26 protein-coding genes are annotated in these 22,180 nt (G+C 59.4%); 14 read left to right on the forward strand and 12 right to left on the reverse strand.

Annotated elements, in window-relative coordinates; genetic code table 11:
• Positions 1-55: 55 nt before the first annotated feature.
• The 7 genes from benD to AX724_RS08250 are packed head-to-tail and all read right to left on the reverse strand — an operon-like array spanning position 56 to position 6,210.
• A complete protein-coding gene (gene benD, locus AX724_RS08220; protein WP_197421511.1) occupies positions 56-832 on the reverse strand; it encodes a benzoate diol dehydrogenase BenD in 777 nt (258 codons plus the stop codon).
• The gene (gene benC / locus AX724_RS08225) at positions 829-1,851 is read right to left on the reverse strand and encodes a benzoate 1,2-dioxygenase electron transfer component BenC (RefSeq protein WP_066765249.1); all 1,023 of its coding nucleotides are present in this window, start codon (positions 1,849-1,851) and stop codon (positions 829-831) included. Before benC ends, benD begins: the two co-directional genes overlap by 4 nt.
• A gap of 32 nt (positions 1,852-1,883) precedes the next feature.
• Positions 1,884-2,390 carry a benzoate 1,2-dioxygenase small subunit gene (benB, locus tag AX724_RS08230; RefSeq protein WP_066765251.1) on the reverse strand — a complete coding sequence of 169 codons (507 nt, stop codon included), beginning with the start codon at positions 2,388-2,390 and terminating at the stop codon, positions 1,884-1,886.
• A complete protein-coding gene (locus AX724_RS08235; RefSeq protein ID WP_066765252.1) occupies positions 2,387-3,766 on the reverse strand; it encodes a Rieske 2Fe-2S domain-containing protein in 1,380 nt (459 codons plus the stop codon). Before AX724_RS08235 ends, benB begins: the two co-directional genes overlap by 4 nt.
• A 27-nt stretch (positions 3,767-3,793) precedes the next feature.
• Positions 3,794-4,705 carry a dioxygenase family protein gene (locus AX724_RS08240; protein ID WP_066765253.1) on the reverse strand — a complete coding sequence of 304 codons (912 nt, stop codon included), beginning with the start codon at positions 4,703-4,705 and terminating at the stop codon, positions 3,794-3,796.
• Positions 4,706-4,758: 53 nt separating this feature from the next.
• A complete protein-coding gene (gene catC / locus AX724_RS08245) occupies positions 4,759-5,049 on the reverse strand; it encodes a muconolactone Delta-isomerase (RefSeq protein ID WP_066765254.1) in 291 nt (96 codons plus the stop codon).
• Between the two features lie 3 nt (positions 5,050-5,052).
• Complete coding sequence (locus AX724_RS08250) at positions 5,053-6,210, reverse strand: muconate/chloromuconate family cycloisomerase (protein WP_066765345.1); 1,158 nt, start codon at positions 6,208-6,210, stop codon at positions 5,053-5,055.
• Between the two features lie 111 nt (positions 6,211-6,321).
• Between AX724_RS08250 and AX724_RS08255 the strand changes: the two genes are divergently transcribed.
• The 4 genes from AX724_RS08255 (at position 6,322) to AX724_RS24425 (ending at position 9,430) form a co-directional block, all read left to right on the forward strand.
• Positions 6,322-7,254: a LysR family transcriptional regulator gene (locus AX724_RS08255; protein ID WP_066765256.1), complete on the forward strand. Its 933-nt coding sequence runs from the start codon at positions 6,322-6,324 to the stop codon at positions 7,252-7,254.
• Between the two features lie 223 nt (positions 7,255-7,477).
• Complete coding sequence (locus AX724_RS08260; protein ID WP_269454131.1) at positions 7,478-8,632, forward strand: NAD(P)-dependent alcohol dehydrogenase; 1,155 nt, start codon at positions 7,478-7,480, stop codon at positions 8,630-8,632.
• 137 nt (positions 8,633-8,769) lie between these two features.
• On the forward strand, positions 8,770-9,045 hold the full coding sequence (locus AX724_RS24420) for an FAD-dependent oxidoreductase (protein WP_231736588.1): 276 nt from the start codon (positions 8,770-8,772) through the stop codon (positions 9,043-9,045).
• 130 nt (positions 9,046-9,175) lie between these two features.
• Positions 9,176-9,430, forward strand: a complete 255-nt coding sequence (locus AX724_RS24425; RefSeq protein ID WP_231736577.1) for an oxidoreductase C-terminal domain-containing protein — start codon at positions 9,176-9,178, stop codon at positions 9,428-9,430.
• Positions 9,431-9,513: 83 nt separating this feature from the next.
• Here the strand turns inward: AX724_RS24425 and AX724_RS08270 are convergent, their stop codons facing one another.
• Positions 9,514-10,368: an SDR family oxidoreductase gene (locus AX724_RS08270; protein WP_066765263.1), complete on the reverse strand. Its 855-nt coding sequence runs from the start codon at positions 10,366-10,368 to the stop codon at positions 9,514-9,516.
• Positions 10,369-10,454: 86 nt separating this feature from the next.
• On the opposite strand from AX724_RS08270, the gene AX724_RS08275 reads away from it, so the two are divergent.
• From AX724_RS08275 to AX724_RS23980, 3 genes are all read left to right on the forward strand, one after another.
• Positions 10,455-10,943: a winged helix-turn-helix transcriptional regulator gene (locus tag AX724_RS08275; RefSeq protein ID WP_231736579.1), complete on the forward strand. Its 489-nt coding sequence runs from the start codon at positions 10,455-10,457 to the stop codon at positions 10,941-10,943.
• 70 nt (positions 10,944-11,013) lie between these two features.
• Positions 11,014-11,313: a YHS domain-containing protein gene (locus AX724_RS22735; protein ID WP_082733447.1), complete on the forward strand. Its 300-nt coding sequence runs from the start codon at positions 11,014-11,016 to the stop codon at positions 11,311-11,313.
• A 110-nt stretch (positions 11,314-11,423) separates the two neighbouring features.
• Positions 11,424-11,591, forward strand: a complete 168-nt coding sequence (locus AX724_RS23980; protein WP_197421512.1) for a hypothetical protein — start codon at positions 11,424-11,426, stop codon at positions 11,589-11,591.
• Between the two features lie 61 nt (positions 11,592-11,652).
• On the opposite strand, the gene AX724_RS08280 is transcribed toward AX724_RS23980, so the two are convergent.
• A complete protein-coding gene (locus tag AX724_RS08280) occupies positions 11,653-12,615 on the reverse strand; it encodes a helix-turn-helix domain-containing protein (protein WP_066765265.1) in 963 nt (320 codons plus the stop codon).
• A gap of 281 nt (positions 12,616-12,896) precedes the next feature.
• Here AX724_RS08280 and AX724_RS08285 point away from each other — a divergent pair, with 281 nt between their 5' ends.
• The 6 genes from AX724_RS08285 to AX724_RS08310 all read left to right on the forward strand — a co-directional run bounded on the left by AX724_RS08285 (position 12,897) and on the right by AX724_RS08310 (position 19,925).
• On the forward strand, positions 12,897-14,474 hold the full coding sequence (locus AX724_RS08285; protein WP_197421513.1) for a phytoene desaturase family protein: 1,578 nt from the start codon (positions 12,897-12,899) through the stop codon (positions 14,472-14,474).
• A complete protein-coding gene (locus AX724_RS08290; protein WP_156448024.1) occupies positions 14,471-14,749 on the forward strand; it encodes a hypothetical protein in 279 nt (92 codons plus the stop codon). Before AX724_RS08285 ends, AX724_RS08290 begins: the two co-directional genes overlap by 4 nt.
• A complete protein-coding gene (locus AX724_RS08295) occupies positions 14,746-15,837 on the forward strand; it encodes a Zn-dependent alcohol dehydrogenase (RefSeq protein WP_066765270.1) in 1,092 nt (363 codons plus the stop codon). The genes AX724_RS08290 and AX724_RS08295 overlap by 4 nt, the downstream gene beginning before the upstream one ends.
• Before the next feature lie 59 nt (positions 15,838-15,896).
• The gene (locus AX724_RS08300) at positions 15,897-17,345 is read left to right on the forward strand and encodes a coniferyl aldehyde dehydrogenase (protein ID WP_066765272.1); all 1,449 of its coding nucleotides are present in this window, start codon (positions 15,897-15,899) and stop codon (positions 17,343-17,345) included.
• Positions 17,346-17,461: 116 nt separating this feature from the next.
• Complete coding sequence (locus tag AX724_RS08305) at positions 17,462-18,796, forward strand: NAD(P)/FAD-dependent oxidoreductase (RefSeq protein WP_156448025.1); 1,335 nt, start codon at positions 17,462-17,464, stop codon at positions 18,794-18,796.
• 121 nt (positions 18,797-18,917) lie between these two features.
• Positions 18,918-19,925: a zinc-dependent alcohol dehydrogenase family protein gene (locus tag AX724_RS08310; protein ID WP_066765274.1), complete on the forward strand. Its 1,008-nt coding sequence runs from the start codon at positions 18,918-18,920 to the stop codon at positions 19,923-19,925.
• Between the two features lie 140 nt (positions 19,926-20,065).
• On the opposite strand, the gene AX724_RS08315 is transcribed toward AX724_RS08310, so the two are convergent.
• Complete coding sequence (locus AX724_RS08315) at positions 20,066-20,752, reverse strand: alpha/beta fold hydrolase (RefSeq protein ID WP_066765346.1); 687 nt, start codon at positions 20,750-20,752, stop codon at positions 20,066-20,068.
• 165 nt (positions 20,753-20,917) lie between these two features.
• A complete protein-coding gene (locus AX724_RS08320; protein ID WP_066765277.1) occupies positions 20,918-21,118 on the reverse strand; it encodes a DUF2274 domain-containing protein in 201 nt (66 codons plus the stop codon).
• Positions 21,119-21,730: 612 nt separating this feature from the next.
• Between AX724_RS08320 and AX724_RS08325 the strand changes: the two genes are divergently transcribed.
• Positions 21,731-21,970: a hypothetical protein gene (locus tag AX724_RS08325; RefSeq protein ID WP_066765279.1), complete on the forward strand. Its 240-nt coding sequence runs from the start codon at positions 21,731-21,733 to the stop codon at positions 21,968-21,970.
• A 29-nt stretch (positions 21,971-21,999) separates the two neighbouring features.
• Here the strand turns inward: AX724_RS08325 and AX724_RS22745 are convergent, their stop codons facing one another.
• A complete protein-coding gene (locus AX724_RS22745) occupies positions 22,000-22,173 on the reverse strand; it encodes a helix-turn-helix domain-containing protein (RefSeq protein ID WP_082733448.1) in 174 nt (57 codons plus the stop codon).
• Positions 22,174-22,180: the final 7 nt, after the last annotated feature.

Below are 22,180 nucleotides of genomic sequence, written 5' to 3' on the forward strand. Positions count from 1 at the left end.
TTTGGCAAAAGACGCCGGAATGGCTTTGATCCTGGGAGCGGCCTTGCGCATGGTTCTATCCCAGATCTCCGCCCGCGACCGGGAGCACGCTGCCGGTCACATAGCTTGCCTCATCGGAAGCCAGGAACAGGATGGGGGCCACCTGCTCGTCGATAGTTCCATAACGCTTCAGGAAGCTGGATTCGACAACCTGCTCGACCACTTCGGCCATCCAGGTCTTTTCCTGATCATTGTCGCCATCGGGGTTGCGCGGCACGCGCCTTGCGGGCGCTTCGGTCCCGCCCGGCGCGGTGGCGACCACCCGGATATCCTTCGCGGCATATTCCATCGCGAGGCTCTGGGTCAGCGCGTTCACGCCCCCTTTGGCCGCGGAATAGGGCGCGCGATGGATGCCGCGTGTCGCGTTGGACGACACATTGACGATGGTACCATGGCCTGCCTTCAGAAAATGCGGCAGCACCGCATGACAGGACCAGAGCGTGGGCAGAAGCGAGCGGCGGATCTCCGCCTCGATCTGCTCCGGTTCGAAGGCATCGTAGGGACGCATGCGGATTGCGCCGCCGACATTGTTGATGAGGATGTCGATCCGTCCGAAGATCCGAATGGCTTCGGCCATGGCTGCCACAGCGCCTTCATGCGTCTCCAGATCGCAGCGAAACCCCAGGCACGAGTAGCCCGCTTCCATCGCCACTTCGTCCACGAAGTCCGCGCGGTCCGCCAACAGAACCTGCCCCCCTTCGGCTGCGGCGCGCAGCGCTACAGATCGGCCGATACCCTGAGCGGCACCGGTCACGACCAGCACCCTGTCCTTGAAGCGATCAGTGAAAATCATGCCGGCACCGCTTCGGTCGAGGCGAATTTTTCGTAATAGAAATTGACCGGCGTCACGCCCCGATCGCGCAAGGTTCCACGGACAGCCTCGACCATCGGTGGAGGGCCGCAGAGATAGACGTCGACGTCGCCGCCATGGAAATATTCCTCGCCGATATGGTCGGTCACATGCCCCTTGAGCACATTGTCACTTTCCGGGTGGCTGACGCAGGTTGCATAGGAAAATTTGGGGAGGCGCTCGGTGAAGGATTCGAGCTTCTTGAGTTCAACCAGTCCCTTTTCGAACGATACCCCGTAGACCAGATGAATCGGTTGATCCGTGCCGTGGTCCGCTAACACTTCCAGCATGGAGAGAATCGGCGCGAGGCCGGTGCCCCCTGCAAGCATCAACACCGGGCGCGTCGCGGCACGCAGGAAAAAGCTGCCGTTCGGGCCGACAAACCGCATATGGTCACCGGGCTGTGCCTTGTTTGCCAGCCATCCGCTCATCAGGCCTTTAGGCACATTGCGGATCACGAAACCCGCTTCTGCGGCCCCCGGCTTCGAACTGAAAGAATAGGAGCGATGTTCTTCGGTGCCGGGGACGAACAGATTGACATACTGGCCAGGAAGAAAAGCCAGTGCCTCCGGATTGTCGAGGGTGAGCGTGAGAATAATCGTGTCCTCGCTCGCCAGTTCGACTGCCTTCACCGTCGCGCCATGTTCAACGGGCACGATTTTGCAGGCGGTGGATGGCACCGGCACCTGGATCACGCAATCGGAAGAGGGCACCATCTGGCAGGTGAGGACCAGGCCTTCGTCCGCCTCCTCGGCGGTCAGGGCATCGTCGATATAATCGTCGCCCAGGTCATACTCGCCTTGTTCGCAGCGGCATTTGCAGGTGCCGCACACGCCGTCGGAGCAATCCATCGGAAGATTGACCTTCTGGCGATAGGCAGCGTCGAGGACTTTCTCCCCTTCCTTGCATTCGACGATCCTGGTGGCGCCATCCTCGAAGTTGAGCGCGATACGATAAGACATGGATTTCTCTCCGGGGCACCCCGGCACCGCTATCAGACGTGATAGATATCGATGACCTGGTGGATATAATCGCTTTTCAGAACGATCTTTTTATTGACGATCAGGGGAGCATCCCCACGGGTGTCGAGCGTGTAGAAGCTTGTGCCGAAGAAGCTGTCGGTCTTCTTGTAGCGGTGACTGAGCGTATGCCAGTTGAAGCGCAGATCGATCGCTCCCTCGCGAATATCGAGGAGCTCGACATTCGAGATATTATGGCTTGTCCGGGGTTCAGGCGTGCTGGCGCTCGATCGCTCGGTCTTGATCCGAAAGACGCGATCCTCAAGCCCGTCGCGGTTGGGATAATAGATCAGCGAGATGTGACGCTGGGGATCTTCGACCAACTGATCGTCATCGTCCCATGCCGGCATCCAGTATGTCACATGAGGCGAATAGAGAGACAACCATTCGTCCCATTCGCGATCATCCAGCAGCCGGGCTTCACGATAGAGGAAGGCCTTGACCTGTTCGAGGTTGAGCAAACAGTCAGCAGTGATCGTCATGCAACCACTCCCAGCTTCGGACGACGAACGATCTGTTCACCATCTCCCCCACCATCGGGCGTCAGTGCTTCACGCAGCGTCTGGGCCCAATATTCGTGCTGGCGCACGAAAAGGCCCTCGTCCTCGCTACGCTCCCCGCTCAGCAACGGCTTGAGGCCGAGGCGCTTTGCATTCTCGTCCGGTCCCTCCACCCAGTGGGTCGCCCCACGGCTGAGGTCGTTCCAGAGGGTATCTGCGCCGGCATAACCCGTCTGACAGGCGCGGAATTCCTCCAGATCATCCGGCGTTCCCATGCCGGAGACGTTGAAGAAATCCTCATATTGCCGGATGCGGATCGCGCGCTCGCTGTCGGATTCACCGCGCGGGGCGAAGCAGTAGATGGTCACTTCGGTCTGATCGACGCTGATCGGCCGCACGACCCGGATCTGGGTCGAGAACTGGTCCATCAGATAGACGTTGGGATAGATGCCGAGATTGCGGGTCTGGCCCACAATATAGTCGGCGCGCTCCTTGCCAAGGCGTGCTTCCAGTTCTTCCTTGTGATTGTGAATGGGCCGAACCTCGGGATTGAGGAGGTTGGTCCACAGCAGGATATGGCCGTTCTCGAAACTGTAGACGCCACCCACGCTTTTCGACCAGCCATTGGCGTCGACCGCCTTGGTGCCGTCATTGTCGTAATTGCGATGGCTCATCGTGGCGGCATAGTTCCAATGGACGGAACTGACGTGATAGCCGTCGGCGCCATTCTCCATCTGGAGTTTCCAGTTACCATCATAGATATAGGAGGAGTTGCCGCGCACCACCTCGATGCCGTCCGGGCAGGAATCGACGATCTGGTCGATCACGTCCCGGGCTCCGCCGAGATGCTCTTCCAGCGATGCCACGTCGGGATTGAGGCTCCCGAACAGGAAACCCCGGTAATTGCCGAACCGCGCGACCTTCGTCAGGTCGTGTGAGCCTTCGGTATCGAAGGACGCCGGATAGTCGCCATATTTGCCGTCTTTGACCTTCAAGAGCTTGCCCGCATTGTTAAAGGTCCAGCCATGGAACGGGCAGGTGAAGCTGCCCTTGTTGCCATGTTTGCGGCGGCACAGCATCGCGCCACGATGCGCGCAGGCGTTGATCATCGCATGGAGTTCACCCGTTTTGTCGCGCGTGACGACGACCGGCTGCCTCCCGATCCAGGTGGTGAAATAGTCGTTATTCTCCGGGATCTGGCTTTCATGAGCCAGGAACACCCAATTGCCTTCGAAGATGTGCTTCATCTCGACATCGAACATCTCCGGGTCGGTGAAGATGTCACGACGGCACTGAAACAGCCCACGTTCCTTGTCATCGACCACGGAGGTCTCGATACGGTCCAGAAGATCGGTCATTTAATCCTCTCCTGTCTTGTTTGGCGTTCAGGCGGCTTCTTTTTCCGCTTCCGCGGAAGCGCGCCGACGGCTCGAGAGATGCTCTTCTTCCCTGTCAGCGGAGTGCTGAAGGTGGAAGTCGAAGGCGATATAGGCAGTGTCGCCCTGACGCTGCGGGACGGGCAGCAGTCCTTCGCGGGTGCCGAAAGCGAAGTCGTCCGCGGCGAACGGGTCGTCGCCGAAATTGATCTGCGTCGTCAGCGTGCGGTAGCCGGGCGCCTCGACGAAGAAATGGACATGCGCAGGGCGATGGCCGTGGCGGCCCAGCGCTTTCATCAGCACGTCGGTCGCGCCGCCCGGCGGCACGCTGTAGCCGTTCGGCATCTTGGAGTGAAAGGCATAGCGGCCATCCGCACCGATCTTGATACGTGCGCGGTTATTGAAGGGCGTCTGTTCGTGCGTCGGGTCGAAATGCGAATACCAGCCTTGCGAATTGGCATGCCAGACATGGAGAATGGCATTCTGCACAGGCTCACCATCCGGCCCGGTAATCTGGCCGTTCACGTAGAGCGTGTCGGTCTCGTCAGGATCCTTGGAAAGGTTGACGTCGCCTTCGGACAAGGGAGCTCCCGCGACATAGAGTGGACCCTCGATCGTGCGCGGCGTCCCACCGGTCAGACCGGCTTCGACGTCCTTGGCATCGTTGAACAGGTCGATGAAATGTTCGAGACCCGACCCCGCTACGAGCAGGCCATATTCACCAGCACCGGTCTGCAGGAAGCTTACGGCATTCCAGAACTCGCTTTCGCCGATGTCGTGCTTGATGATGATTTCCGCGCTGGCATCCAGAATGTCGCGGAAGATCGCTTTCAGGCGCGGGTTGCCACCTTCCGCATCGAGACCGGCCGCCTTGTCGAACAGGTTCCGGACTTCAGGGGTTTTTACGAAACTCACATCCATTATCACTCTCCGTCAAATTGGGCTCGCCGCCTGACAAGCCTTCTGGTTACGCGTCAGCGATCGTCCTCGTGCAGCGAGGAGGGGTGCCGGCAGAGCGGCGTCACCTTCATTTTCATGAAGGGAAAGAGAGGCAGCCCGGTCAGGATGTCGTGCAGCTCCGCGTTGCTCTCAACGTCGAAGATACTGACATTTGCGTAGCGTCCGACGACGCGCCAGATGTGACGCCATTTGCCAGCGCTTTGCAGTTCCTGAAACCGGGCCTTTTCTGCGACCTTCAGGCTCTCGGCTTCTACCTTGTCAAAATCGAGGGGGATGCGGACATCCATTTCCACCATGATCAGCATCGGTCAGGCTCCCGCCGACACGACATGGAGGGTGGGCGCCGTTCGATCGCGGCGGAAATGCGCGATCTTGTCTTCATCCAGTGCGACGCCCAGGCCGGGGCCGGTCGGCACGCCAACCGAGAAATCGGCATAATCGAGCGGCTCTTCGAGGATCTCCTCGGTAAGCAGGAGCGGACCGAACAATTCGGTGCCCCACGCAAGACGGGGGAAGGTAGCGAACAGATGCGCGGAAGCGACCGTGCCGATGCCCGCCTCGAGCATAGTGCCGCCGTAAAGACCGATGCCGGAGGCTGTGGCGATCGACGCGACTTCATAGGCAGGAAAGAGGCCGCCAGACTGCGCGATCTTGACCGCGAAAACCCGGGCGCCCGCGGTTGCTGCGATCGTAAATGCGGTGCGTGGTCCGTGCAGAGCCTCGTCTGCCATAAGGGGGATGGCGTGGCGAGCGGATAGGCGCGTCATCGCCGCGAATGCGTCCCTGGCAATCGGCTGCTCCACCAGATCGCAGCCGGCATCCGCCAGGAGGCCCATGCCCAAGTCCGCCTGCGCTTCGTCCCAGCCCTGGTTGACATCGACGCGGACGCTGCCGCGGTCACCCAGCGCCTTCTTGATCGCGGCGACATGCGCCACATCCTCGCGTACGCCGCGCTTGCCGATCTTGAGCTTGAAGATGTTGTGCCGCTTCGCCTCGATCATCTGCTCGGCTTCGTCGATGTCACGCGCAGTTTCGCCGCTAGCCAGGGTCCATGCGACCGGAAGGCGGTCCCGGCGACGTCCCCCTCCGATCAGTTCCGATATGGGAAGGCCAAGCCGCTTGCCGGCCGCGTCCAACAGGGCGGTCTCCACCGCGCATTTGGCGATATGGTTGCCAACGACCTGTTGGCCTATCTTCGCCATGGTCTCGCCGACCCGGCTGATGTCGCAGGTTTGGAGAATGGGCGCGATATAGGTGTCGATGGCGAGCTTGATGCCTTCGGGGCTTTCATCGCCATAGCTGAGGCCGCCGATCGTCGTCCCTTCGCCGATCCCCTCCACACCGTCCGGGCCCGCGATCCGGACCAGCACGACGGCCTGGCTGCGCATCGTTGCCATCGCCAGGACGTGGGGGCGGATGGTCGGTACATCGACAATCAGGGTATCAATGCGAGTTGTACGAGTCACCACTCAACCCATCCTCAAATTAGCTTGTTTCGAGGGTTGATTACGGTACGGTTCGAAAAATGGGAAAGATCATTGTGATCTGATCGTTATACCATAGAGGTATGGGCGTGTATGGACCTGCGACAACTGCGCTATTTTGTGACGTTGGCGAATGAACGGAATTTCACGAGAGCGGCGGAACGCCTGCACATCGCGCAGCCGCCACTCAGCCGGCAGATCCAACAGCTCGAAAATGAGATTGGCGCGGAACTGATCGATCGCTCATCACGGCCGTTGCGGCTGACGGGGCCGGGGCGCCTTCTTTATGAGCAGGCGATCCAGGTGCTGGCGCGCGTTGATGAAATGCGTTCGATGATGAGCCGGGAGCTCGTCATCGAGAAGCGCCGTTTCGTTATCGGATTCGTTGCATCGACTATCTACGCGCGCCTGCCGGAACTGATCCGGGAGTTTCGTGCCGCCGCGCCCGAGGTTGAGTTGACATTGCTGGAGCTGGTCAGCCTCGAACAGATCAGCGCACTCAAGGAGGGGCGTATCGACATCGGGTTCGGCCGGGTACGCTTTGAGGATGAGGAGGTACGGCGGACGGTCCTGCGAGAAGAAGAGCTGGTGGCGGCGCTTCCTCTTTCTCATCCGCTGGCAAAAATCCCAGGGCCGGTTTCCCTTGCACAGCTCGCCGAAGAGTCTTTGATCCTGTATCCCCGTGCACCGCGGCCGGGCTATGCCGATCAGGTTCTCGCGCACTTTCACGACAGCGGCCTCGATCCGCATATCCTGCACGAAGCACGGGAACTGCAGATTGCCGTGGGACTGGTGGCAGCCGAGGAGGGGGTCAGTATTGTACCGGTCTCGGTGCAAAAGGCCCGAACCGACGATATCTGCTATAAGCCACTCATCGAGACCGTGACGTCGCCGATCATCATGAGCCATCGCGTTTCGGATACATCGCCGGAACTGGCTCTCATGGCCAATATCATCGTCCGGATGTATGGGATTTGGGGTTATGCCATCCCCAAGGGATTGAAGCGGTTCGGCGCGGCGCATTGAGCCGCTCCACACTCCATTCCGTGAATGAGGGTGGCTTTTCGCTTTCAAGCCCGGAACTTCCCATTTTGCACAGTTACTGAAGCTTATCGGCGCTTGCCAGAGCAAGCTGATAAGCGGCTAAATTTGAGCGGTCGGCCGGGGGGTATGCTGAATAGGTATAAGGACAAGACCGCAAAGGTCTTTTGAAAGACTGGTAAGGCACTCTAAAAGCGTGAGAGAATGAATGGCGTTGTTGATAAGAAATATGACAGGAGAAGCGATGACTGGAAAGCGCAAGATCACCGCCGCAGTGGTTCGCGAGCAGGGCTCGCCTTTCGCGATCGAAGAGGCTCTGATCGATGGCCCCGGGGCCATCGAGGTGCTGGTGCGCATCGTGGCAGTCGGCGTCTGCCACACCGATATCATTGTCCGCGACCAGTATTATCCCGTGCCGTTGCCCGCCGTGCTCGGACATGAGGGATCGGGCGTCGTCGAAGCCGTCGGTCCAGGCGTCACAGCGGTTGCGCCGGGTGATCATGTCGTATTGAGTTTTGCCTCCTGCGGGCAATGCGGGCCATGTATGTCAGGTCATCCTGCGCATTGTGCCGATTTCTTCGCACTCAACTTCGGCGGTGGTCGCAAAGACGGGAGCACTTCGACGTGTGACGCGCATGGTGGTTTGCTGCACGATCATTTTTTTGGCCAATCCTCATTTGGATCCTTCGCAATCGCGTCCGAACGCAACCTGGTCAAGGTTCCCAAAGAGGCGCCGCTTGATCTGCTCGGGCCACTCGGCTGCGGGATCCAGACAGGCGCGGGCGCTGTGTTGCGTGCTATGAAGGTGCCGGCTGGCGCGAGCTTTGCCGCCTTCGGTTCGGGTGCTGTGGGACTCAGCGCCATCATGGCGGCGCGTGTCGCTGGTGCGACCAGCATCATTGCGGTCGACGTGACGGAGAGCCGACTCAATCTCGCGAAGGATCTTGGCGCCACTCATGTCGTCAACAGCCGGAAGGCGGACCCTGTAGCGGCAATCCAGGAAATTACCGGCGGCGGCGCCGACTTCACTCTCGAAAGCAGCGGTCGCCCCGATGTGCTTCGCCAGGCTATCGACGCGCTGGGGATACAGGGCACTTGCGGCATCGTTGGGGCTCCCAAGCTTGGGACGGAGGCGAGTTTCGACGTCAACATGGTGATGGTGCCCGGCAAGCGCATCATGGGGATCGTGGAGGGCGACGTAGTGCCGCAGACCTTTATCCCCCAACTCGTAGATCTCCATGCCCAGGGCCGGTTTCCGTTCGACAAACTTGTAACATTTTACGACTTCGCCGACATCAACAAAGCCGTCGCCGATAGCGAAAGCGGTATCACGATAAAGCCGATCCTTCGTATGTCCTCGTGATGCAACCGATCTTGCCTGACAGCAGGCGAAGTGCTGACGGTCACGCCTCTGGAAGCCCTGCCTCGTGTCCTGGCGCGCGTAGTGGGACCGGAATTGTCGGCCCTCTACTAAGCTGAGCATCGCGCGCCCGGCGTCATCTGCGGACCGGCGCACAGGTTGCGGCTCTTGTCGGAGGTCAAGGGTGTGTCAGCAGCGTTTGCGTTGCCGACGAATCGATCATAACGGCAGATATGGTGATCGCCGGCATCAGTATCATTCCTGCGGACGAGCCGCTGATCGCGACCGGCACGAGACGTGCCAACGGCATCGACGTTGATGCGAGTTGCCGAACGAGCCTCACCAAGATCTACGCCATCGTCGACTGCGCAGCGCATGTGAACAGCTTTGCCGACGCTGCGACGATCCGGCTGTAATCTGTCCAGAATGCCGATGATATGGCGAAGATGACTGCCCAGGCGCTTCTGAGAGAAGCGTGGTCCTGTCATGCCGTGTCATGCCGTGCCGTGCCGTGCCGTTCCGTGCTGTGGTTCTGCCCAAACCAATATGCCTCAAGGTCCAGACTGTCGGGCTATCCACCGGTTTGACGTGACGGTCCTGTGCGGCGATCCCCCCTCACGCAGTTTCACGGTCATCTATCTAATAATGGGCCGGGTCGCCCTGGACTGCGTCAATCCGGTCAAAGACTATGTGCAGGGCAAGGCGCTGGTTAACAGCTGTGCACGGCTGGCCTCCGCGCTCCTTGCCGATACGACCATTGCGCTCAAGAACATGACGACAGGCGAGGCGGTTCCGGGCTGAGGCCAATTTAGGAAGGCATCAGACGCAATTCCGGATTCTCACCGTTGTCTCGTATTGGCGAGCTGCCTGACCACCCCCGTACCTCATGCCAAGGACTTAAGAGCTTCAGCGACGCTGACCGAGAGCGGGATGGTCGGGCGATCGATCAGCTTCGAAAGCTGCTTGTCATCGTCGAACAATGCGTCCTGAGAAGCGCTGACATCCCAGCCAGCGATCGTTTTCGCCAGCGCTTCTGGCAAGCCGGCCCCGGTAAGAGCTTTTGCATATTCAGCTTCCGTCAGGTTCTTGTAGGGAATGTCCTTGCCGCTTTGCTTCGAGATTTCGGCAGCAAGGTCGTTGAGCGTCCAGGCGGTGTCGCCCGCCAGCTCGTAGGTCTTCCCTTCATGCCCCTCGCTGGTCAGAATCGCGACTGCGGCTTCGGCATAGTCGAGACGCGGCGCGGAGGAAATTTTTCCGTCACCGGCGCTGCCGATGAAGGCCCCCCCGGCCAGCGCGCCGCCGATAGAGCCGGTGTAATTCTCCGTGTACCAGCCGTTGCGCAGGATCGTATGGCCGATGCCGGAAGCTTTCAACGCCGCTTCCGTCTGCCGGTGCTCTTCGGCGAGGCTGAGCGGTGACGTGTCGGCATGGAGAAGGCTAGTATAGACGATCCGGCTAACCCCGGCCGTTCTGGCGGCATCAATGATGTTTCCGTGTTGCACCACGCGATGGCCGACCTCGCTGGAGGAGATCAGCAGCAGCGTGTCGACCTCGGCCAGAGCTGCTTCCAGTGTTTGCGGTATAGCGTAGTCGGCAGCGCGCACAGCGACGCCGAGATCGGCGGCCTTATCGGGTGAGCGGGCCAGCGCTACGATATCCGTCGATAGGACCTTGGCCTTCAGCTTGTCGATCACGAGGCGGCCGAGATGGCCGGTTGCTCCACTTACGGCGATGATCATTTTGATAACTCCTTGTCGTGCGTTGCTGTCAATCGCATGTATGGCGATGCTAAGGGATAATAAGTACGCACACGAAGGTAAGTTTGATGAAATCGAACATGCTTCCGCACGAAGCTGGTGACGTTGCTGTCGAAAGCCTCTCGGAAAAGATCGAGCGGGGCAACTTGATGGTGGAGGACTGTCCTTCGCGCGAGGTGCTTAAGCACGTGACAAGCCGATGGGGCGTTCTGGTTCTGATCGCCCTGATGCCGGGCACACATCGCTTCAGCGATCTGCGCCGCAAGGTAACAGGCGTCAGCGAACGCATGCTCGCGCAGACGCTGCAATGGCTGGAGAAAGACGGCCTGGTGGACCGCATGGCCTACAAGATCGTGCCGCCGCATGTCGAATATACATTGACACCTTTGGGGCGGGAGGCTGCCACCAGGGTTCGCGATCTGGCGGACTGGATCGAAATCTCGTTTCCGCTGATCTCGCAGCGCTGGAGTGAAAGGCAGCGGGAAGGTTGTTCAATACCACAAGATGGCAGCACCTCAGGCAGAATGAAGGCGAGGCATGACGTCGAACGACCATAACGCGCAGCACAGCGACCAGCACCAACATGACGCTCATCCTCGACCGGAGGATGGGCAACCCGTCTCCTGAATGGAGATCAAACCGTTGACGGCGGCTCATCGGCTGGAGTTCGGCGGACGGACCTTCTGGTTCTGCTCTGCCAATTGCAAGGCTCGCTTCGAGGCGGCGCCCGCCAGATATACCGCCTCAGCAGGTGAAACCCTGTCGCCAAAAAAAGGGGGCATGCATCCAGCCATTCTGCGCATGATCACAGAGAGATGGGGTGATCGAAGCACGGCTGGAAGCGCTCGGGAAAAAATGGGCACCGCGAACACGCCGGATATCCTGAAAGGCTGCGTCAACGCCGCCTTCCGTCGGCGCTTACCATAGTTGCGCATTGAAGCGTTGTACGAGGCGAGTGGCATGAGCCGTCCCATCCTGCATAGGCATTTCCTAGCGATCACTGGCTTCACCCCACTGCAATACCGGAAGGAGCTTCGTTGCAGGCGGCGCACCGCCTGTTGCTTGGCGGCGAACATAATGCCTCTGCCGTCGGCTACGAGCGCGCGTCCCAGTTCCGCCGCGAATATTTACGGCAATTCGGCGCTCCGCCCGCACGGGATGTCCGCCAGTTACGTCGGCGGATTGAGGAGGCTATGGTCAAGTGATTTCCTTATTTTACAGGGGGGGGGGGGAGGAGCGCTTTTGGCCTGTACCGGTTCGGCCGCGTCACTGCATCCGCTTGTCGGTGGCCGCCTGACGGAAGCTGCTAGGCGACATGCCATACCGTCGTGCGAATCGGCGCGCAAAATACCCCGGATCGGCGAATCCGCAGGACCAGGCGATCTCGGCGATCTGCGTCATGCTGCGGTGGTCTACCAGTTTCAAACGCGCGGCTTCCAGGCGCTGGGCCTCGAGTAATGTCAGAAACGTTGTCCTGGCATCGGCAAGTATCTTGTCGAGGTAACGACGTGAGATACCCAGGTCATCTGCGACCTGCTTCGCTGTCAGATCTCTCCGGTCGTACCGATCCCGGATAATCGCGCGGATACGTTTTACCAATTCCGTCTCATGACGTCTTTGCATATGCTCGTGGGGACCCAGAGCAAGAACCAGCAAGCCCGCCATCTGGTCTGCCAGCAGGGCGCGGGGCAGCGGAGCGTTGTCAAGACCATCGGCTGCGATCGCATTCATCATGCTGACCAATGGCAGAACCCACGAACCGCTCGCGTCAACCGCCCGGCCAGCCAAAATAGAAGGCTCGGGCAGCCAGTGTTGCAGCCAGCGATAGTCTATATGAGCCGTCAGGCAATAATGATCGGCCGGGAACAGGATGTCCCAAGGTTGGGCGCAGTCCAGAAGGTACATTGTTCCGGCAGGAAGGTCACAACTCTTGCCGCCTTGCTGCGCATGCGCCACACCGGACCGCAGCAGCATGATGTGAAAATCCCTGTTCCGATCGCGTTCGATCATCGATTGGTTGCGGATAACCCGCTGGGGGCTGACCGTCAGGAAGTTAAGCCCGACCGGCCCCATCTCGTAATGCTGCCAGAGCATTCGATACTGGCCGGACTCGTCGTTTATCCGTGTGCTGCCAATCTCCCGCGAGGTGAGCTCTTCCGTTTCCGCCAAGGCCCGCGAGGTAGAGACTGATGACCACGACCAGTCCGAGCCATTGGAAATCGTCACCATGTGGCAAGTTCCTTCCTCTTTCACACGAGGAAAGCCTCTTGGTGCTACCTCATCCTGCGCAATGGACCTGACCCAGTTTTAATACGCCTTACGGCAGCGGTGCGTCAACGCTGGAAGAAGCAACTCCTCAGTGTAGGGTGCCTTGGCCAGTCTTTGATTCCGGGGCCTGTATGCAGCGTGTGCTCGATCGTCCCGCATATAGTGCTCAAACGTCCTAACCGGTCTTTCAACTGACTATTACCAGTTTCCCAAAGCAACCCTTGCCCTTTGGGAGTAAAATGGTGTCTGAAACATTTGATGTTATTGTCGTCGGCGGCGGTCACAACGGCCTGACCACAGCGGGCTATATTGCTAAGGCGGGTAAATCGGTCCTCGTTCTGGAGGGCAAGCCCTATTTCGGTGGGGGCGTTGCGACGAAGGAGGTAACCGTCCCGGGTTTCAAGCACGATCTGCATTCGTCGGCTCATCTCGGTATTCTCATCAACCCGCTCATCGCCAATGACGAGCTTCAGTTGAAGAGCAAGTACGGCCTGGAATATATCCGTCCCAACGCAGCCTATGCGACGACGTTTACCGATGGCAGCACCCTCATCGGATACAACGATCTCGAGCGCACTCTTGATAACATCGCCTCGACCTGCTCCCGCAGGGACGCCGACGCCTATTACAAGCTGTACCAGGAGAGTTCCGCCTTCGTGCCGATGGCGACCGCACAGATGTTCGTGCCTCCGCCGCCATATGGGGCGTTCATTGCCTTGCTCGATCAGGGGGCGGAAGGTCGCAACATCCTGCACGAACTGGAGAACAGTCCGCTCGGCATTCTGAATGAACGTTTCGAGAGCGATAAACTCAAGATTCACATGATGCGTCTGTTGACCGAACACTTCGTCGATCCCGAGGCAAGAGGTGAAGGTGGTGCTCTGTTCATGTACCCGGCGTTCATCGAGAAATATGGTTTACAGACACCGCGAGGCGGTAGCGGCGCGCTGGTTGATGCGATGGTGCGCCAGTTGAAGGATCACGGAGCAGACCTGCGCACCGATTCCACCGTCGTTAAGGTCCTCACCAGCAATGGCAGGGCGGTTGGCGTGCGTCTTGCGGATGGCGCAGAAATCTTCGCCAAGGAAGCCGTGGTTGGACAGATCCACCCGTTCAATCTGCCGAAGATGCTCGATGAAGGCATTCTCGAAGATCAGACTATGTATGAAATCGATCGCGCGGAAACAGCGCCCTTCTGCTGCGTCACGGCGCACTACGCATTGGACAAGCCGCCGACCTATGCCCATCCGGACATCAATCATGCCTGGCTGCACGGTCTGTGCCCGACATCGCTGGCGGATTACAAGAAAGTGCTGTTTGACGTCCGTAACGGCTACATCCCGACGATTCCCTCGCTGGGCACTATTTCCACGCACGCGGTGGACCCAACCCGTGCACCGGAGGGCAAGTCTACCTTCCTGGTCTGGCGGATCATGCCGTTCAAACTGGCCGACGGTTCTTCCTGGTCTGAACATAAGGCAGAGGTTGAGGAGGAAACGCTGAACCTGGTCGATTCATTCCTGCCGGGACTGAAGGCAAGCGTTATCGGCAAAGCTTTCGACACGCCTGACGACATTGCCGCGTACTCGCCGACCTTCCAGAACGGGGATGTGTCCGGCCTTGCCTCTCCACTGTTTCAAAGTCAGGGGCATCGCCCGACACCGTCATTATCGCAATTCACCGTGCCTGGTGTTGAGGACTTGTACCTGTCAGGTGTGTTCATGCATCCAACCGCAGGTGGCGTCTGCGGTGGCGGCCGGGTTACCGCGGTAAAGCTGTTCGATGACAAGGGCTGGGACTTCGACAAGGTGACGCAATGACGTCACCCGCACCCAATGGCGCTTCAAAAGTGCCCCGCAAGAGTGTCAAGCTGTTCACACTCGACAAGACGATCCTGATGGACGTCGCCTCCGTGGCACCTCATGAGCAAGGTATTCTGATTGAAGGCAAGGTCATGGGCACCATGCCCATGAAAGTCGTCCTCAAGCCCGACGAATTACGAGCCGCTTTGAAGTTCGTAACGCCAGGGCTGATCTGGAAGATCCTGAAGATGCTGTTCAGCCGAGGAAAAAGCAACGCTGGAGGAAAACGATGAAAGCCGCGGTTTTGAACGCAACCGGCAACCGTTTCGAGATCGAGGATATCGACATTGCCGCTCCGATCGGCAGGGAGGTTCTGGTCGAGGTCAAGGCGTCCGGCTTGTGCCATACGGACCTTCATTTTGCCCATAACGACTTCGGCGTCCCTTTGCCTGCCGTCTTCGGTCATGAGCTTGCAGGGATCGTAAAGGCCATTGGGCCGGACGTGCGGGAATTTGCGATCGGCGACCATGTGGCCGCCGCGCTCATTCAATATTGCGGGCATTGCCTCTCCTGCCTGTCGGGCCGCACGTTCCAATGCGACAGTCCTGGAGAATCGCTTCGCGATCCGGCCCTGGGCCAACGCCTCACATATAAGGGTAAGGCAGTTACCCCCGCGTTCGGTACCTCGGCATTTGCCGAGATGTCGCTGGTGCACGAGAACCAGTTGGCGAAGATTCCCAAAGACATTCCATTTCCCCAGGCCTGTATCCTGGGCTGCGGGACGATCACCGGAGCCGGCACCGCTATCAACACGGCAAATGTGCGGCCGGGCGATACGGTTGCCGTGATCGGTGTGGGTGGCGTCGGCCTGAATGCGATATCGGGAGCCAAGCTCGCGGGCGCCACACGGATCATCGCTATCGATCTGCAACCCGCCAAGCTTGAATTGTCCAAGCGGTTCGGCGCTACGGACACCGTCAATTCGGCAGAAACGGACCCTGTCGCTGAAGTCTTGCGCCTGACCGCCGGCGGCGTCGATCACGCTTTCGAAGTGATCGGTCTCAAGGCGACCTCCGAGCAGGCGATTTTGATGACCCGTGTCGGAGGCGGAGCCTATCTGATCGGTGTTCACAAGCCTGGAACAAAGCTTGAAATCCCGCTGATGGAAGCTCTGTTGCCGATGCAGCGCAAGGTACAGGGTGTCATGATGGGGTCGACGAATATCAAGCACGACATTCCGATGTACGCCCAACTCTACCTCGAGGGGCGGCTCAATCTCGACGACCTCGTTTCGCAGGAAATCAACATCTCCCAAATCAACGAGGCTTACGAGGCGCTCAAAGGCGGCACGATCGCCCGCAGCATCATCACCTCATTCTGAGTGCGCAGACCCGCAAGGGCGCGTTGCGCGGCGGCGTTCATGCCGCGAAAGGAAACGCCATGAGTAATCCCGAGACACATTCTCCCGGCATGGAAACCGGTGAGGATGAGATGAAAAACCTCCTCCGGCGTCAGAAGCAGGCCTATCTGTCGGATGGATATCCTGATCTCGCCCTGCGTCTCGATCGCCTTGATCGTCTGGCCTCGCTACTGGCCACAAATAGCGAACATATCGCCAACGCCATTTCGCAAGACTTCGGTAGCCACATCCGCGAAGCCAGCCTTTTTTACGACGTGGTGGCGCTGCTCGAATCGATCAAACACACCAAGGCGCATCTCGCGCACTGGATGGATCCTGAAGTCTATAGCCCGCCCTATCCCGGCACGGCAGCCCATGTAGCGTTCCAGCCGAAAGGCGTCATCGGTGTGGTCAGCCCGTGGAACTTCCCGGTCCAGCTTGCCTTCGGTCCGGTGATCGGTGTCCTCGGCGCGGGCAATCGGGCGATCCTGAAACCGTCGGAATTGACCCCTGTAACCTCCGAGCTCATGCGACAACTGGTTGCCGGCAGCTTTGATGAGCTCGAACTGGCGGTCGTGACGGGTGGACCTGATATCGGTGCTGCTTTCACCGCTCTTCCATTCGATCATCTGGTGTTTACCGGCGGAACGGCGGTGGCTCGGCATGTGGCGCGCGCTGCGGCAGACAATCTGACGCCGCTGACGCTTGAACTGGGCGGAAAGTCGCCGGTGATCATCAGCGGATCGGCGGATTTCGAACTGGCCGTCGGCCGGATCATGGCGGCAAAAACGCTGAATGCCGGGCAAATATGTCTCGCGCCGGATTATGTTTTTGTTCCCCGAGGGCGCGAGGAATCATTTGTCGAAGCCGCCAGTGCCGCGGTCGCAACGATGTTTCCGACGCTGAAACAGAACCCCGATTATACGTCGATCATCAACGAACGCCATTATAATCGCATCACGGGACTGCTGAGCGATGCGAAGGAAAAAGGCGCGACGATCATCGAGATTAATCCGTCCGATGAGGATTTTTCGCAGCAGTCCGCACATCGAGTCCCCCCGACGCTCGTCCTGAATACGACCGCAGAGATGCGGATAAGACATGAGGAAATCTTCGGTCCTGCATTGCCGGTCCTTTCCTACGATCGGATCGATGACGTCATCGATCTGATCAATGCAGATGCCCGACCGCTTGCACTCTACTATTTCGGGCAGGATGCGGAGGAGGAAAAGCATATCCTCGACGCGACGACGTCCGGCGCGGTGACCATCAACGATTGCGTCAGTCATGTTGCGGTGGAGGATTTGCCTTTTGGCGGAATCGGCGACTCCGGCATGGGCAACTACCATGGAAAGTGGGGGTTCCTGAGCTTCAGCCATCCGAAGGCGATCTTTCGGCAAACGGATCGTCAAGAGGGTGACGCGCTGGTGCGTCCACCCTACGGCGAGCCTGTCAGGCAGTTCCTGGAGACGACCATATCAGGGACGTGAGGGCGCTTCGGAGCCTATGCGCGGAGGGAAAAGTCGAGGCCCAAGGCTGTTTCGTATGGCCCTGGACCAACGGCTTCATATCGAGACCTTCGATGTCAGCAGGGAAAGCGGCGGCAATGGTATCGCGCAAGACAATTTCTGCCTCTCCTCACCGTGTTGTCGTCGTCGGCGCAGGCTTCGGCGGGCTCGAGGTCGTCCATCGGCTCAATGGAGCGCCGGTGGACATAACTCTTGTCGATCAGCGCAATCACCATCTTTTCCAGCCGTTGCTTTATCAGGTTGCCACCGCGTCGCTGGCAACATCGGAAATCGCCTGGCCGGTCCGTCATCTTTTGCGCGATCGCTCCGATGTCAGCACACTGCTTGCGAAAGTCGAAGGTATCGACAAGGATCGGCGCCATGTTCTTCTCGATGACGGCTCCTCTGTTGCTTACGACACTCTCGTCCTCGCCACGGGAGCACGCCATGCCTATTTCGGGCATGATGCCTGGGAGAATGTAGCGCCAGGCCTGAAGACGCTGGAGGATGCGACGACGATCCGGCGACGTATTCTGCTGGCATTTGAAAAGGCTGAACGGGAGAGCGATCATCAACGCCGGCAGGCGTTGCAGACCTTCGTCGTGATCGGTGGCGGCGCCACGGGCGTGGAAATGGCGGGAGCAATCGCCGAACTGGCGCACGATACGCTGGTCCGCGATTTCCGATCGATCGACACGCGCATGACGCGGGTGGTTCTGATAGAGGCCGGTGCGCGCATACTTCCGGCTTTCATCGAAGGGCTGGCGCAATACGCCCATCACTCGCTGGAGAAGCTGGGAGTAGAGGTCGTTCTTGGTGAACCCGTCACGGACTGCTCTGCCGACGGGGTGATTTATGGCGGTGAACGGCTTGCCGCCGCAACCATCGTCTGGGCAGCCGGTGTGCAGGCCTCACCCGCGGCGCGGTGGATCGAGACCGAGGCCGATCGTGCCGGGCGCGTCATCGTCGAGGCGGATCTGACCGTCCCCGGCTTTCCCGAAATCTTTGTTATCGGCGACACGGCTGCCGTGCGGGCACCGGATGGCGGCATGGTCCCCGGCATTGCCCCGGCCGCGAAACAGCAGGGCGGCTATGTTGCGGCGTCCATCCGCCGGCGGGTCGCCGGAAAATCAAGTGCGGCTCCCTTCCGCTATCGCCATCAGGGAAGTCTCGCGACGATCGGCAAGCGCCTCGCCATCATCGATTTCGGATGGATCAGACTGCGCGGAGCGCTCGCCTGGTGGCTATGGGGCCTCGCCCACATCTACTTTCTTATCGGGGTTCGCAATCGCATGAGCGTGGCCTGGAGCTGGCTCTGGATCCATGTGCGTAATCAACGCGGCTCCTTGCTGATTACTCAAAATGAGTCGGTGAAACATGACTGCACCAAACCGCCTTCTTCGGTCGAGGGTCTGTCGGATCGCTCCGCATAGCGCGCTTCGAAATGCGATCGCCGTCAGGCACTATGGCGAGGGTCTCGCCAATCGCACATGCCGGTGCCGGTTAGCGGCGTTCAACCCTCTCCATTTTGGAGAATAGCCGGAAAGGTATCATATGAAAGCTGTCCGTATCGGTGAGGCCGGAGGCATAGATGCGCTCGAAATGGTCAATCTTCCCGATCCCGGTCGGCCCGGTTTTGGTGAAATCCGGGTCCGTATCCACGCCAGTTCGCTGAACTACCATGATTATGGCGTGGTTCGATCCCATGCACCGGCCTTTTCCCGCCGCATTCCTCTGTCCGACGGAGCGGGAGAGGTTGAGGCTGTCGGCAAAGGTGTCACGGAGTTTGCCGTTGGGGATGCGGTGGTCTCCACCTTTTTTCCGTTCTGGAGCGATGGTGGGCCGCGTGTCGGGGATTTCGCTACCGTTCCCGGCGATGGCGTAGACGGTTACGCACGCGAGATTGTCCTGCGTCCGGCTACCTGGTTTACCCATTCGCCGCAGGGCTACAGTCATATCGAAGCCGCGACGCTGACGACCGCGGGCGTCACGGCATGGAGGGCTCTTGCGGGAGATGGACGCCTCAAGGCTGGCGACCGTGTTCTCGTGCTCGGGACCGGCGGGGTCTCGATCTTTGCCTTGCAGATCGCCAAGATAATGGGCGCAACCGTCATTGCCACTTCCTCCTCCGACGAGAAGCTGGAGCGGATCCGGGAACTCGGCGCCGATTGCATGATCAACTACAGGACGGTTCCCGATTGGGGCTCGAAAGTGCTCGATCTGACCGATGGGGAAGGCGTGGATCATGTTATCGAGGTTGGCGGCGGCGGCACGCTCAATCAATCCGTGCGGGCCATCAAGGTGGGTGGACATATTTCGCTGATCGGCGTTCTGACCGGAGTTTCCGGCGAGATCAACACCGCAGCCATTCTCGCCCGTCAGGCGGTGGTGCAAGGTCTGATCGTCGGCAGCCGCCGTCAGCAGCAGGATTTCGTGCGGGCGATCGAGGCGACCGGCCTCAAACCTGTGATCGACCGGACATTCACTTTGGATCAGCTTCCGCAAGCCTTTCGCTATCAGGAAAGCGAGGCGCATTTCGGCAAGATCGGCATCGTGATCTGAACGATCAGATCAGATACAAGGCCACTCTCTCGTTTCATTGACCGCCGCGACAAGGTCTGCTTGTTCGAGCCGCCGCGTAGACCGAGGAGGATGGCTCAAGTCCCGCGCCAAAACATTTTCGCTTTGCATCGCATATACCGTCAACGCTCAAGGAGCCGCTTCAGGGCGACGGAAACGACATCAGGGGTCTCGATTGGCGTCATATGTCCGGCATGCTTGACAATCGCGAGTTTTGCTTGCGGGATGAGCGAGGCCATCTCACGGTGGACATCAGGCCGGGTGAGTTGATCATGTAACCCGCAAAGCACCAGCGTCGGCACCTTGATCGTTCGCAGGATGTCGTGACTGTCCGGCCTCGGGATGAGGCTCTGGCGGATGAAGACCTCCGGTCCCAACCGCGCCGTCATTGCGCGGATACGATCCGCCATCGCTTCATTGCCAAGATTTTCCGGCGCGAGATAGCGTTGCAGGAGCTTCTCTCCGAACCCGTGGAAACGACCGGGATTTCGAGCAAGCGATGTGAAAAAGGCTCGCTCCTCGGCACGTTCCGCACTGTCGGGTTTTATTGTCGTGTCAAGCAGCGCCAGATGCGTTATCCGGTCGGGTGCGATTGCCATTATCTGTTGCGCAACGATACCGCCTAGAGAAAAGCCTGCCAGAGCGAAGGTTTTGCCGCCAGCGTCTAGGACAGCATCCGCCATTTCGGCTAGTGTCTCGGCCTGGGTGATATCGGCGACCACAGGTTCGCATGTTTCGGAAAGCGGATCGATCTGATCGCGCCAGAGTGCAGCATCATTCAGAAGGCCGGGAACAAGTACAAGTCGCAAGCTCTTATCCGTGGTGATTGGGATGAGTGGCAGTGCATGCCGCCACTTGATCGAATGGCAAATGATCAAATCTCAACCGCAGCCGGCACGTGCCAGAAGCCCGCTTGGCAGCCTGAACACGATAACAGCCTGCGACGCAAATCTCGAGGTAGTGTCGCGTGTTCATTATTGCGAGGGCTCTGACTGATCCTTCGCTGGGTGGACGCAGTTGCTTATGTTCCGCCGCACCTTGGCGAAGCCGCGATCCGTGGCAATGAAGCGCTCCAGCATCTGCACGATCAGTCTTGCAGGCTCGATGGGCGCACCGCCGTCGGCCAGCAGAGCGCCCGCTGGCAATCGAACTGCCCGCGCCAGAGCGGCTTTCATCGGCCATGTGTCTCTGCCATTTTTCCTGCCGGGGTCGATCGCCAAGGGCGGACGGCCCAGGGATCAGGCTTCCGGTCAGGCTGCTGCGGCGGCTCCATGATTACGCCGGCATCGAGCGCGAGAACGCGCTTGCCGGGGACAGGCGCCTTCTATCACGCCCCCTGGTCGCGCTGAGCACACGCGCGACAGCGAGTTGCAGGCCATGCGACTCGGGTGTTGCTCAACGGGCCGCAGTGCCGATGGTCTCCTCGAATGGCACCGGATCAGAAGCATCGTTTACAAGATGCGCGAGCCCGCCGGTGAAGAGGCAGAGTGGATTGCGGTCGCCCACGTGATGCGGGTGGTCGCCGTGGCCCACCGCATCAGCGAAGGCCCGCGTGCCGCACGAGGCACGGAGACGATCTGGCAGAGCTTGGCGATGGTGAACTCCGCTTTAGGCGAACTGCGCCTTGGAATCGGTCGGCTTATCAAAGATTTCCGCGCTGGCATCGACGGCATGGCATACGATGGCCAAACGATCCCGGAGGTCGAGGGCTCTCCTAGCGATTCACGACACGCCACTTCCGCCGCACCCTTGCAGCATGGCATATCGCCAATCGCCCATTCGGAATCGTGGCCGGCAAGATCCAGTACAAGCACACCTTCATCGCGATGTTCGAAGGTTATTCCGGCACCAGCCCATCGGCCTTTCGGCAGGAGGTCGAACAGGAACAGGCACTTGGGCAACTCGAACATGTGGTGGACTATTACGAAGAGGCTTTGAAGGCGGACTTTCCCCCCTCCAGCCCTGCAGCGGCGCGGCTGCGCGCCGAGTTCACGCGGATCAGGGAGATCTGCAGGGCAGGATCGTAGACCCGGTCAGGTCAACGTGACGCCGGTTGTCAGACGATGAAGAGCGAGGCCCCCAACTGGTCTTCAAGATCGCGGACACGTTGGCTGATGGCCGATTCTTGGATTCCGAGAGCGCTACTGGCCTTACGAAGACTTTCATGTTCAGTCGCTGCCCCGAAATAGCGGAGTTGGCGAAGCTCAGGATGTTCTCTTCGCTTCACCATTCCGTCG

The organism is Sphingobium sp. CCH11-B1, assembly GCF_001556865.1.
GTDB lineage: Bacteria > Pseudomonadota > Alphaproteobacteria > Sphingomonadales > Sphingomonadaceae > Sphingobium.